The sequence below is a fragment of the Paracoccus maritimus genome, assembly GCF_025195095.1.
Lineage (GTDB): Bacteria > Pseudomonadota > Alphaproteobacteria > Rhodobacterales > Rhodobacteraceae > Paracoccus > Paracoccus maritimus.
Genome location: NZ_JANAVZ010000001.1, coordinates 1 through 12,463 on the forward strand (window position 1 = coordinate 1; position 12,463 = coordinate 12,463).

The 12,463-nt window shown below is 63.8% G+C and carries 11 protein-coding genes; 7 read left to right on the forward strand and 4 right to left on the reverse strand.

Going from position 1 to position 12,463, the window contains the following annotated elements; translation table 11 throughout:
- Positions 1 to 344 precede the first annotated feature (344 nt).
- Both MU516_RS00005 and msrP read right to left on the reverse strand, forming a co-directional pair.
- Positions 345 to 965 (reverse strand): protein-methionine-sulfoxide reductase heme-binding subunit MsrQ, encoded by a 621-nt coding sequence (locus tag MU516_RS00005; RefSeq protein ID WP_260275173.1) that lies wholly within the window; start codon positions 963 to 965, stop codon positions 345 to 347.
- Positions 965 to 1,861, reverse strand: a complete 897-nt coding sequence (msrP, locus tag MU516_RS00010; RefSeq protein WP_260275174.1) for a protein-methionine-sulfoxide reductase catalytic subunit MsrP — start codon at positions 1,859 to 1,861, stop codon at positions 965 to 967. The genes MU516_RS00005 and msrP overlap by 1 nt, the downstream gene beginning before the upstream one ends.
- 76 nt (positions 1,862 to 1,937) lie before the next feature.
- On the opposite strand from msrP, the gene MU516_RS00015 reads away from it, so the two are divergent.
- The 7 genes from MU516_RS00015 (at position 1,938) to MU516_RS00045 (ending at position 10,355) form a co-directional block, all read left to right on the forward strand.
- Positions 1,938 to 2,396 carry a DUF302 domain-containing protein gene (locus MU516_RS00015; protein WP_260275175.1) on the forward strand — a complete coding sequence of 153 codons (459 nt, stop codon included), beginning with the start codon at positions 1,938 to 1,940 and terminating at the stop codon, positions 2,394 to 2,396.
- A 308-nt stretch (positions 2,397 to 2,704) separates the two neighbouring features.
- Positions 2,705 to 2,905: a hypothetical protein gene (locus MU516_RS00020; RefSeq protein WP_260275176.1), complete on the forward strand. Its 201-nt coding sequence runs from the start codon at positions 2,705 to 2,707 to the stop codon at positions 2,903 to 2,905.
- Between the two features lie 223 nt (positions 2,906 to 3,128).
- Positions 3,129 to 3,689 (forward strand): hypothetical protein, encoded by a 561-nt coding sequence (locus MU516_RS00025; RefSeq protein WP_260275177.1) that lies wholly within the window; start codon positions 3,129 to 3,131, stop codon positions 3,687 to 3,689.
- On the forward strand, positions 3,631 to 5,109 hold the full coding sequence (locus MU516_RS00030; RefSeq protein ID WP_260275178.1) for a Y-family DNA polymerase: 1,479 nt from the start codon (positions 3,631 to 3,633) through the stop codon (positions 5,107 to 5,109). Before MU516_RS00025 ends, MU516_RS00030 begins: the two co-directional genes overlap by 59 nt.
- Before the next feature lie 8 nt (positions 5,110 to 5,117).
- Positions 5,118 to 8,495 carry an error-prone DNA polymerase gene (locus tag MU516_RS00035; protein ID WP_260275711.1) on the forward strand — a complete coding sequence of 1,126 codons (3,378 nt, stop codon included), beginning with the start codon at positions 5,118 to 5,120 and terminating at the stop codon, positions 8,493 to 8,495.
- Between the two features lie 235 nt (positions 8,496 to 8,730).
- The gene (locus MU516_RS00040; protein ID WP_260275179.1) at positions 8,731 to 9,753 is read left to right on the forward strand and encodes an aspartate-semialdehyde dehydrogenase; all 1,023 of its coding nucleotides are present in this window, start codon (positions 8,731 to 8,733) and stop codon (positions 9,751 to 9,753) included.
- Positions 9,754 to 9,755: 2 nt separating this feature from the next.
- Positions 9,756 to 10,355, forward strand: coding sequence for a DedA family protein (locus MU516_RS00045; protein WP_260275180.1), 600 nt, complete (start codon positions 9,756 to 9,758; stop codon positions 10,353 to 10,355).
- Positions 10,356 to 10,434: 79 nt separating this feature from the next.
- On the opposite strand, the gene MU516_RS00050 is transcribed toward MU516_RS00045, so the two are convergent.
- The gene (locus MU516_RS00050) at positions 10,435 to 11,565 is read right to left on the reverse strand and encodes a Hint domain-containing protein (protein WP_260275181.1); all 1,131 of its coding nucleotides are present in this window, start codon (positions 11,563 to 11,565) and stop codon (positions 10,435 to 10,437) included.
- A gap of 224 nt (positions 11,566 to 11,789) precedes the next feature.
- A complete protein-coding gene (locus MU516_RS00055) occupies positions 11,790 to 12,437 on the reverse strand; it encodes a carbonic anhydrase (protein ID WP_260275182.1) in 648 nt (215 codons plus the stop codon).
- Positions 12,438 to 12,463: the final 26 nt, after the last annotated feature.

The window sequence follows — 12,463 nt, forward strand, 5'->3', positions numbered from 1 at the left end:
ACACTCTCATCATCGCCAGAAGGCTAGAGAGCCGATATGCAAGAAACTCAGTCGAATACGACCAAACCGCCCGCATATCCCTTCATAAATCCATCAATGTCAAAAAGCAGAGGAAACAAAAGAACCGGAGCGCCAATCTCTTAGCGCTTTCCCCAGCCGCTTTGCTTCCTGATTTCTTCCGAAGTTTCAGGCTGCTGCCTTCCGCTCCGTCCCGTTCCTGCGTTCCCGCCGTCTCGGTGAGCGGGTATTTACGAACCACGGCCGGGAGCCGCAAGAGGAAATTCGCGAAAATCTTCGCCGAAACGTCATATTTCCGGCAATGCGTTGTTTATATTATCTTATTTTTAGACCCTTGCCGGCTTGGCTCGCCGCAGGGGGCGTGGAACCGCGACGCGAAGGCCCAGAAGCGCAAGAATCACCAGCAACCAGAAGCCCGGCGTGACGGGGAATGTCTTCAGCGCCCAGATCCAGTGCATCGCCACCAGGGGCGCGGCGACATAGACCAGCTTGTGCAGCCGCCGCCATCCCAACGCGCCCATGCGCCGGATCGACAGGTTGTTCGAGGTGATGGCCAGCGCCGTCAGCATCACGAAGGCCAGCATGCCAAACAGCAGGTAGGGACGCTTGACGATGTCGCGCGCCATCTGCCCCCACAGGAACCCCATATCCATCGACAGCCAGGACAGCACATGCAGTCCAGCATAGGTGAAGCAGATCAACCCCAGCGCGCGGCGAAACCGCATGAGGCTGATCCCGGTGATCCGCAGCAGTGGTGTCACCGCCAGGCTGGCGATCAGGAAATAGAGGGCGGTGCGCCCCAGCCGATGCTCGATCTCTCGGATCGGATCAATTCCCAGACCGCCGGCCAGCGTGTCCCATGTCAGCAGGGCCAGCGGCACCATCCCCCCCAGCCACAGCATCCAAACGGGACAGCGGCGCAATACGTCGTTCAATGTGCGGGTCATCAGTAGTTCTTCGTCAGATCCATGCCTTGGTACAACGAGGCCACCTGATCGGCGTATCCGTTGAACATCAGCGTTTCCTGGCGGCCGCCGAACAGACCCGCACCGATGCGCCGTTCCGTGGCCTGTGACCAGCGGGGATGGTCCACCTCGGGATTCACATTGGCATAGAATCCGTACTCGCCGGGCTGCATGGATTTCCACGTGGCGACCGGCTGTTCACTGGTCAGGGTGATCTTCACGATCGACTTGATCGACTTGAATCCATATTTCCACGGCACGACCAGCCTGATCGGCGCGCCATTCTGGTTGGGCAGCGGATCGGAATACAGCCCCGTCGCCAGAATCGTCAGCGGATGCATCGCCTCGTCGATCCGCAACCCCTCGCGATAGGGCCAGTCCAGAATCGGATATCTGACACCCGGCATCTGATCGGGCAGCAGCGCGGTCTGGAAGGCCACGTATTTCGCGCCGGGCTGCACGCCCACCTTGTTCAGGACCGAGGCCAGCGGCACACCGATCCAGGGAATCACCATCGACCAGGCTTCGACACAGCGCAGCCGGTAGATCCGTTCCTCAAGCGCGTTGTCGGGTGCAAGATCCTCGACCCCGTAGTTGCCGGGACGTTCGACCAACCCGCCGATCTCGACCGACCAGGGATCGACCGTCATCTGCCCGGCATGGCGCGCGGGATCTTCCTTGCCGGTGCCGAACTCGTAGAAGTTGTTGTAGTTGGTGATCTCTTCCAGCGTGTTCGCGTCCGCATCCGTGGAATAGGGCGACGGCTTGCCCTGCAGCGCCAATGCGGGCGATGCGGCGGCGGCCGCACCGGCGGCAATGAAATTGCGGCGATTCAGCCAGAGCGATCTTGGCGTCACGTCGGACCATGCAAGTTTCATATTCTTCCTCCGATATATCTTGCGTCGGCTGCACATGCTGACCCATCATCACACAAACACGGTGAGGGAGGCCGAAATGCGCATCACATTCCTATTACCCTTCGTTCTGGCAGGGCTGGTCGTTACAGCCCATGCCGATGACAACCCCGTGATCCCGGCGGTCACGCATCAGGTTGACGGCTCGTTCGAGGATATCGCCTTCGCGGTCGAGAATGCGATCGTGAACAAGGGTCTGGTCATCGAACAGCGCAGCCATGTCGGCGAGATGCTGAACCGGACCAAGGAAGATGTCGGGGGGCAGAAGGATCTGTATACCCACGGCGACGTCTATACGTTCTGTTCCGCAACGGTTTCCCGCGAGGTGATGGAGGCGGATATCCTGAACATCCAGCATTGTCCCTATTCCATCTTCCTGTTCGAGACGCCCGATCAGCCGGGCAAGATCACCGTCGGGCGGCGCGGCTATGATCCGTCGATGCAGCCCGCAGCGGACATGCTGGACGATATCATCGCCGATGCGCTGATGCTGGACTAACGCGCGCAACAGGGCGGGCGTTGCGTGTTGCGCGGATTTTCCGGGTCGGTGCCGGAAACACCAGGAATTGCTGGGCACGGCGCGTCACACCGCGTGCACCAAGGCGGCAAAGGTGTGCACCTCTTGCGCACGGTGCCGTTGCATTGGGACCAGCGCGGCGCGCCGAAACGCATCCCGCAGTCGCCGGCGGTCGATGCCTGCCGGGGGCGAGAGGCGACGCCGCCGCCCTTCCGCCGCGCCTTGGGATGCAGGGATGTTGTCCGCTCTGCGGACTTTGCTGCCATCGACAGTTCGATTATGATCCCAATATGAAGACGCTTTACTATTCTACAATCTTGTTCGCCATAATCTGTCTTTCTTTGGCGGCATTGAACACTTACGATTTCGTGTATCGCGACGATCTGCCTTGGAAAGAGGGCGATTTCAAAGCTGTTATGTTGCCTTTGATTGGCGGTGCAACCGCCTTCAGTTTAATCGCGTTGCTGTTGCGTCAGGCAATAAAAATCTGAAGCTGAACAAGCGTGGGTAAGGGCTCAAACCAGCCCCCCGCTGCTCCTTGCAGGAATGTCCGCAGTGTCAGTTGAACTGCCCCAGGCGAACGACCTTCCTTGACTAGCCCTGTCTGTTCTTCGCGATCCTGGATGTGCATTTGGATGCCGGTCAGCAGTCGCATCGCGGCAGCCCCGGCGGCGCCATTGAGAGGACGCAGGCATCCGGTGTAGATATGGCGTCATGCAGAATGCGTTTTCCGACTCTTTCCCGCTGCGGTCAGGCAGGGTTCACGAGGTCTGCGGGGCCGGGGCCGCTGGCTTTGCGGCGATGGCCGCGGCGCAGGTGACGGGTCACGTCCCGTGGATCCGCGAGGCCTGGCTGCATGATGCGCTGAACCCCGTGGCCCTTGCCGATTTCATCGATCCGGCCCGTATCCTGCTGATGCGAACACCCGGCCAGACCGACAGCCTTGCCGTCGCGGAAGAGGCGCTGAAGGATACCGCTGTGCGATTCGTGGTGATCCAGATCACCCGGCCCCTGAATCTGCGCGAAGGACGCAGATTGCAGTTGGCGGCCAAGGCAGGCGGAACCACCGGACTTTGCCTCATTCCCGAAGGCATGGGCAGCAACGCCGCCGAAACGCGCTGGCGGGCGGTGCCGGTCCTGGATCCGCAGCGGCCGGACTCGACTCTGATGCGGTGGGAAATTATCAAGAACAAATCAGGAACAAACGGTGCCTGGCATGTTCGATGGGATGAACAGACGCATCATCTGCTTGTGGTTTCCCCGGCTGGCAACTGAACGGGTTCTGCGCACTTGCCCGACTGACGGCCCTTTCGCGCTGACACTGCGGCACGGCAATGCCGAGCGTCTTTATTGCCTTAACCCCCGCGCCGAGGCGGTCGGACTTTGTCGGGACATGAGCCTGGCCGATGCGCGGGCCTATTGTCCCGACCTGCTGACCGGTCCGGCGCGGCCGGATCTGGATGTCCGGTTTCTGGGGACCCTGCGCCGGTGGGCCATGCGGTATTGCCCCTGGGTGGGGTTCGAGGGCCGCGACGGGCTGGTGCTGGATGCGACGGGATCGACACATCTCTGGGGCGGCGAGGCGGCATTGCTGGACGACCTGCGCGGCAGGGCGGCGCAAGCGGGGCTGACCCTGCGGCTGGGGCTGGCCGGGACAAGGGGGGCGGCCTGGGCGCTGGCCCATTATGCGCAGGGCGACGAACCGCTGGAGGCGCTGCCGGTCGCCGCGCTGCGCCTGGACGGCAAGACCGACATCGCCCTGCAGCGGCTGGGTCTTAGCCGAATCGGCGATCTGGCGGCGACGGCGCGGGCGCCCTTGGCGCGGCGCTTCGGGCCGGACCTGCTGGCCCGGCTGGATCAGGCCCTGGGCCAGATGCCCGAACCGGTCGTGCCGCAGCCCGATCCGCCCCGCTACGCGCTGCGCATGACATTGCCCGAACCGATCGGGCTGACCCGCGACGTGATGGGCGTGACGGCACGGCTGCTGGACCCGCTTTGCGCGCGGCTTGACCGGGACGACATGGGCGCCCGGATGCTGATCCTGTCGCTGCGCAGGATCGATCGGGCCAGCCACCCGATCACACTGCGCCTGGCCGGGCCGATGCGCGACCCCGCCCGGATCCTGCCGCTGTTCGAACGCGACATAGAGGCGGCCGATGCCGGTTTCGGGATCGACCAGATCCGGCTGGAGGCGGCGGTGGTCGAACCGCTGACCGCCCGTCAGACCGGGATCGACACGAAGGCTTCGGGGCAGGAGCGGCTTGACGATCTGATCACCCGGATCGGCACAAGGATCGGGCTGGACAACATCCAGTGTTTCCGTCCCGCCGACAGCCATATCCCGGAACAGGCTTTCTGTCTGGTTCCGGCCACCCTGTCCCTCCCGGCCGCCGCTTCGGCCTGGACCCGATCTGGTCTGCGGCCCGGTCTGCGGCCCCTGCGGCTTTTCCCGCCCGAGCCGATCAGCGCCTCGGGCAGGCAACCGCCCGCCCGGTTCCGCTGGCGGCGCATGTCCTTCACCGCGGCACGCGCCATCGGACCCGAACGGATCGCGCCGGAATGGTGGGCCCCGAATGACGGCTGGCGCTCGGGCCTTCGGGATTACTGGAAGATCGACACCCGCGAAGGCCGCCGCCTGTGGCTGTTTCACACGCCTCAGCATCCCGGCTGGTTCGTGCAGGGGGAATTCGCGTGACCGGGGCCGTGCATGATCCCCGCGGCGCCACTCAGGCCGATGACGACCAGCCCGGTCACGTCCGGGACGGGCCGGGCTATGCGGAACTTTGCGTGACCTCGAATTTCACCTTCCTGACCGGCGCCTCTCACCCCGAGGAACTTGTCCTGCGCGCCGTCGAACTGGGGCTGCAGGCCATCGCCATCACCGATCGAAATTCGCTGGCCGGGGTGGTGCGGGCGTGGTCAGCCATGAAGACCCTGCGCAAACAGGCCGAGACGCGCCTTGCCGTGCGATCCACCCGGCGGATCGACCCGTCGTCCCGGCAGGAATTCGGGCCGCGGCGGGATCTGCCATGCGACCCCGCCGCCCGGCTGCCCCGGCTGATCGTGGGGGCGCGGCTGGTGCTGCGCGATGGTCCGGTCGAATGGCTGGCCCTGCCCAGCGACCGCGAGGCCTATCACCGGCTGGCCCGGCTGCTGACCCTGGGCAAGCGCCGGGCCGGCAAGGCCGAATGTCATCTGGATCTGCACGATCTCGAGGATGGCTGCCAGGGCATGATCCTGATCGCGCTGCCGCCCCGCGACCTGGCGGATGCCGCCGATCCGCTGCGGCGGCTGGCCCGGCGCCATCCGGGGCGGGTCTTTCTGGGCGCTGCGCCGCGCTATGACGGCTCGGACCAGGGCTGGTTCGACGCCTGCGCGGCGCTGGCCCTGCGCGCCTCGACCCCGATGGTGGCCGTCGGCGACGTGCTGATGCATCGCGCCGCGCGCCGTCCGCTGGCCGATGTGCTGACCTGCCTGCGCAAGGGGATCACCATCGACGCGCTTGGCACCCGTGCCCTGCCCAATGCCGAAAGGCGGCTGAAATCGGGGGCCGAGATGGCCCGGCTTTACCGCAACCATCCGGCGGCGATCCGGCGGACAGTGGAAATCGCGGATCGCTGCGCCTTCGATCTGGCCCAGCTCAGCTATGAATATCCGGACGAGATCGCACAGGGCGAAACCCCGCAGGACCGGCTGGAACGGCTGGCCCGCGCCGGGCTGGCGCGGCGATATTCCACCGCCCCGTCGGACCGGGTTCTGACGCTGCTGCAGAAGGAACTGACCCTGGTCAGGGAACTTGGCTATGCTGCCTATTTCCTGACCGTCCACGATATCGTGACCGAGGCACGCCGACGCGGCATCCTGTGTCAGGGGCGGGGGTCGGCGGCCAATTCGATCCTGTGCTTTCTTCTGGGGATCACCGATGTCTCGCCCGACATGATCGGCATGGTTTTCGAACGCTTCATCTCGCGGCATCGTGGCGAGCCGCCCGATATCGACGTCGATTTCGAACATGAACGGCGCGAAGAGATCATTCAGTGGATCTATGAGAAATACGGTCGCGACCGTGCCGGGCTTTGCGCGACGGTGATCCATTTCCGCTCGCGCGCCGCCATCCGCGAGGTCGGCAAGGTCATGGGCCTCAGCCAGGATGTGACCGCCGCCCTGGCCGGGCAGATCTGGGGAATGTCGAATGACGGCGCCGATCCGGCCCGCATCCGCGAACTGGGGCTGGATCCGCGCGACCGGCGGCTGGCGCAGACCATCCGGCTGATCGGCGAGATCATCGGCTTTCCCCGCCACCTGTCCCAGCATGTCGGCGGTTTCGTCATCACCCGTGGCCGGCTGGACGAGCTTTGCCCGATCGAGAATGCCGCGATGGAGGGCCGCACGATCATCGAATGGGACAAGGACGATATCGACGCGTTGAACATCCTCAAGGTCGATGTGCTCAGCCTCGGGATGCTGACCTGCCTGCGCAAATGCTTCGACATGCTGGACAGTCATGAAAATACCCTTCTGTGCCTGGACAGCGTGCCGAAGGAAGACCCGGCGACCTATGAAATGCTTCAACGCGCCGATGCCATCGGGGTGTTTCAGGTCGAAAGCCGGGCGCAGATGAACTTCCTGCCCCGGATGAAACCCGCGACCTTCTATGATCTGGTGATCGAGGTCGCCATCGTCCGTCCCGGCCCGATCCAGGGCGGCATGGTCAAGCCCTATATCCGCCGGCGGCAGGGGCTCGAGACGTCCGAACCCTTCGGCCCGGCCCTGGCCGAGGTCACGAAAAGGACGCTGGGGGTGCCGCTTTTTCAGGAACAGGCCATGCAGATCGCCGTGGTCGGGGCCGGCTATTCCGCCGAAGAGGCCGACCAGCTGCGCCGGTCTCTGGCCGCCTTCCGGCGCATGGGCACGATCGGCGAACATCGCGACCGTTTCGTAAAGGGAATGCTGGCCAACGGCTATTCCCAGGACATCGCCGAAGCCTGCTTTTCCCAGATCGAGGGCTTTGCCGATTACGGTTTCCCCGAAAGCCATGCGGCGGCATTCGCGATGCTGACCTATGTCTCTTCCTGGCTGAAATGCCATTACCCGGCGATCTTCGCCTGCGCGCTGCTCAATTCCCAGCCGATGGGATTCTATGCGCCAGCGCAGATCGTGCGGGATGCCCGCGAACACGGGGTCGATATCCGCCCGATCTGTGTCAATCGCAGCGCATGGGACAATCTTCTGGAACGGCGCGCGGATGGCAGCCTGGCCCTGCGGCTGGGATTCCGCCAGATCAAGGGGTTCCGCGAAGAAGACGCGGGCTGGATCGTCGCGGCGCGGGGCAATGGCTATCCCGATCCCGAAAGCCTGTGGCTGCGCTCCGGCGTGGCTCCGGCGACCCTGGAACGGCTGGCCGAGGCAGATGCGTTCGCCGGCATGGGCCTGACCCGGCGCGACGCGCTGTGGCAGGTGCGGGCCATCCGGGCACCGGCGCCTCTGCCGCTGTTTGCCGATCCGCTGGATGGCGAGGGGCATCGCGAACCGGCCGTCACGCTGCCCGCCATGCATCTGGGCCAGGAGGTGGTCGAGGATTACCTTTCCATGCGCCTGACGCTTCGCGCCCATCCGATGGAACTTCTGCGCCCCTCGATCCAGGGCCTGACCTGCCATGACCAGTTGCCCGCGACGCCGCAAGGACGTGTCACGGTCTGCGGTCTGGTCATCACCCGGCAGCGGCCGGGCACCGCGTCGGGGGTGATCTTCCTGACGCTTGAAGATGAAACCGGGGTGTCCAACATCGTCGTCTGGCCCAAGGTCTATGCGCAGTTTCGCCGTATCGTCATGGGCGGGCGGCTGTTGCGGGTCAGCGGACGGCTGCAACGCGAAGGCATCGTCACCCATCTGATCGCGGATCGGATCGAGGATCTGTCCCATCGCCTCTCCGATCTCGGCCATCCGCTGGAAGAGGCCGTGGGCGTCACCCACGCCAAGGCGGATGACGCCCCCCGCCCCCGCGCGCGCAGGCAGCCGCCCCGGGCCATGCATCCGCGCGAACAGGCAAAGCGCTTGTTCCCCAGCCGGGACTTTCACTGACCTTCCGCGCAACAGGGCGTACGCAAGCGGTGTACAGGCTGTGCACGCGCTGTGCCGCCCCGGCGCATGCGCCGTGCAGCCCGAAACCCTGCATTTGCTGGCGTTTTTCGCATCACGTTCCACCTGTTGCGCGACGGACCGAAGCAACGCCCGCAGCGCTGCGCAACGCCGCGCCCCTTCCATCCGGCCCCTGCCTGCGGTAAATGCCTGCAACCGCAGAAAACAGGAGTCCCCAATGGGCTATAAAGTCGTTGTTGCCGGCGCCACGGGGAACGTGGGCCGCGAGATGCTGAATATCCTCGACGAACGGCAGTTCCCGGTCGACGAGATTGCCGTGCTGGCCTCGCGCCGGTCGCAGGGCACCGAAGTCAGCTTCGGTGACAAGACCCTGAAAATTCAGGATATCGAACAGTTCGACTTTGCCGGCTGGGACATGACGCTGTTCGCCATCGGCTCGGACGCGACCAAGAAATACGCGCCCATCGCCGCCAAGGCCGGCTGCGTGGTGATCGACAACTCGTCGCTCTATCGCTACGACCCCGACATCCCCCTGATCGTGCCCGAGGTGAACCCCGAGGCGATCACCGGCTATTCGAAGAAGAACATCATCGCGAACCCCAACTGCTCGACGGCGCAGATGGTCGTCGCCCTGAAGCCGCTGCACGAACGTGCGCGCATCAAGCGCGTCGTCGTCTCGACCTACCAGTCGGTCAGCGGCTCGGGCAAGGAAGGCATGGACGAGCTGTGGGACCAGACCAAGGGCATGTATGTGCCGGGTCAGGAAGTTGAACCGAACAAGTTCCAGAAACAGATCGCCTTCAACGTGATTCCGCAGATCGACGTCTTCATGGAAGACGGCTCGACCAAGGAAGAATGGAAGATGGTGGTCGAGACGAAGAAGATCGTCGATCCCAAGATCAAGGTCACCGCGACCTGCGTGCGCGTGCCGGTCTTTGTCGGCCACGCCGAATCCATCAACATCGAGTTCGAGGATTTCCTGGACGAGGACGAAGCCCGCGACATTCTGCGCGAAGCGCCTGGGATCATGGTCGTCGACAAGCGCGAACCGGGCGGCTACACGACGCCGGTTGAATGCGTCGGCGATTACGCCACCTTCATCAGCCGTATCCGTCAGGATTCGACCATCGATAACGGCCTGAACCTGTGGTGCGTCAGCGACAACCTGCGCAAGGGCGCGGCGTTGAACGCGGTCCAGATCGCCGAGTTGCTGGGCAACCGGGTCCTGAAGAAGGGCTGATCTTGTTCGACGGCATCGCCAGTTTTCTAGAGGGCGGCGGGGCATGGGCCATCGCCGCCCTCATGCTTCTGGAAAACGTCTTCCCGCCAATCCCTTCGGAACTGATCATGCCGCTGGCAGGCTTCAACGCCGCGCGCGGCACCATCCCGCTGTGGCTGGCGATCGGCGCGGGCGCGGCCGGGTCGCTGGCCGGGGCCTATCTGTGGTATCTGGTCGGGCTGATCTATGGCCCCGACCGCCTGCGCAAGCTGGTCCGTCGGCATGGCCGCTGGCTGACCATGACACCATCGGAACTGGACCGCGCGCAGACCTGGTTCAACCGCCACGGCCGGTCGGTGGTGTTCTTCGGGCGCTTCGTGCCGACGGTTCGGACGCTGATCTCGGTTCCGGCCGGACTGGCGCGCATGTTCCTGCCGGGGTTCATCCTGTTTTCAGGTCTGGGCAGCCTCATCTGGTGCGCTGCCCTGGCCCTTGCCGGATACTGGCTGGAAGACCGCTATGACCAGGTCAGCAGCTGGCTGAACCCGGTCTCGACCGCGGTGATCGTCGCGCTGCTTCTGGCCTATCTATGGCGCGTGATCCGCTGGCGACCCGGACGCTGAGACGGGATCGGTCGCTTTGCCGCCGGAGATTGCGGACAAACGTCGCTGGCCTTGCTGCGACGTTTGTCTGCGAACGGCTCTATGAGACCAGCGCGCGACTTTTGCGGGCGTGACGTTCGGCCATCTCGCGACCCTGACGGCCGGTCAGCAGGGTGCGGGCGCCCTCGGGTTGCTGGCCGGGTTCGCGGTCCCGCAGCTCCGGGAATATCAAGAAAATCTCTTCCCGCGCGGCGGGGCCGACTGATTTCAGGGCTTGAGGTCCGGTATAGAGGCTCTCGGTCTCTGCACCGTTCGAGATCACCACTTGATGTTCGTCCATCAGAAAATGGACATAATCGACCTGCGTCACATCCGTGGCCACATCGACACCGTCGATCGACAGAAGCTGCTTGGCCGCGACCAGTACTTCGGAGGTCCCGAACATGTTCTGCGCGATCTTCGAGCGTACCAGAACGCGATGCTGGGGCGAGACCAGCAGATCAGAAGACGGCGTGCCCTCGCCAAGCGCGCCGGCCCGGATCCGGATCGGGCGCAGCCGGGGATGCCGCGCCAGCGTTTCAGTCTCCAGCCTGCGTGAACCGATCCAGCGCACAGGCTGCAGGCCTGCATCTCGCGTCACCACAAGGTCACCCGTCTTGATGTCCTCGACCGCGACCTGCCCATAAGCCGTCGCAATCAGCGTGCCCGAGGCGAAACAGACATTGGGCGGAAACTCGTCGAAATTCGAGACGACAGTGCTAATATACTGCGCTCCATCCCACGTTCCCAGCTCGACGTTGGTGACGTTCTGGTATCGAAAGTCTTCTGGTGCCGCGTTGCTGTCATCGTCGCGCATCCGCACGACCAGATCGCCATTGCCGATCTGATACACCACGGCTCTGGTCACATAGGTCTGAAGTGCACCATCGGCGTCAGTATAGGTGTAGACGCTGTCATCGAAAATCCGCACCTCGAAGATCTGTCGATCGACGCCATCCGGTGTGGTGAAACGATCTCCGTTGCCCGGCGCAGGCGAGCCGTTGGCCTGGACTGCAGACAAATTTCCATCGCCGTCGCCATCCACCATCGCCATGTCACCATAGCCATGCGCCGTCGTGTTTCCGCCGATGTTGAACGTGAAGCCGTTATAGTTGGACTGGATGTCCGTTCCGGGAGAAACCCCGCTCTCGGAAGAGGCGCCCTGCGCCCACCATCCCCACGTATCAGTCATGGTAAGGATCCGCTATCTGAAACTGGAAACAGTGGTCCGTGCGCCCGGCTGCACACGTCTTGATCCCTGACGCCCCTTCGGGTGAAGGTACCATAGGTCATTTAGCCAAGATCTGCCTACCCACGCGTTTCGATTTTATGGTCCAAGACCATCGCCACCGACCATGGTCTGGCAGTCATGCCGCCACCCGGCGCTGATTCACAGGCCGGATCGGCAATACCGGATCAGACGACCGTCCAGCGATGCCCCGAATCCTCGGCCTGATACAGCGTGCCTTCGCGAATGTCGTGAACAAGCCCGTGCAGCGACATCTCACCCGACTCGACAGCCGCCTTGACGAAGGGGAATGTCATCAGGTTCTCGACCGAAACCATGACGGCCTCGCGCTCCAGCGCGCTGACCTGCTGATCCTCTGGCAGGTCCTTGATGCGCTCATAGCCCGGCCGCAGGATATCCATCCAGCGACCCACGAAGCTGGATTTTTCCTCAAGCTCGGGGGCCTTGCCGGAACACATCGCATGACAGCCCGCCACCCCGCCGCAGCTTGTGTGGCCGACCACGATCAGATGCGCCACCTTCAGCGCCGTCACCGCGTATTCCACCGCAGCCGATGTGCCGTGTTGCTGGCCGTCGGGCGCGTAGGGAGGCACAAGATTGGCGATATTGCGGTGAATGAAGAACTCGCCCGTATCCGCGCCGAAGATGCCGGTGACATGAACGCGCGAATCGCAGCACGAGATCACCATCGCCCGCGGACGCTGGCCATCGTCGGACAGACGCCGATACCAGGCGCTGTTCTCGGCATAGGACGTGGCCTTCCAGCCGTGAAAGCGGCTGACCAGATATTGCGGTAGGGGGCGGACGTTGTGCATGGCTGACCTCGCGCGTTTGGCAGCTT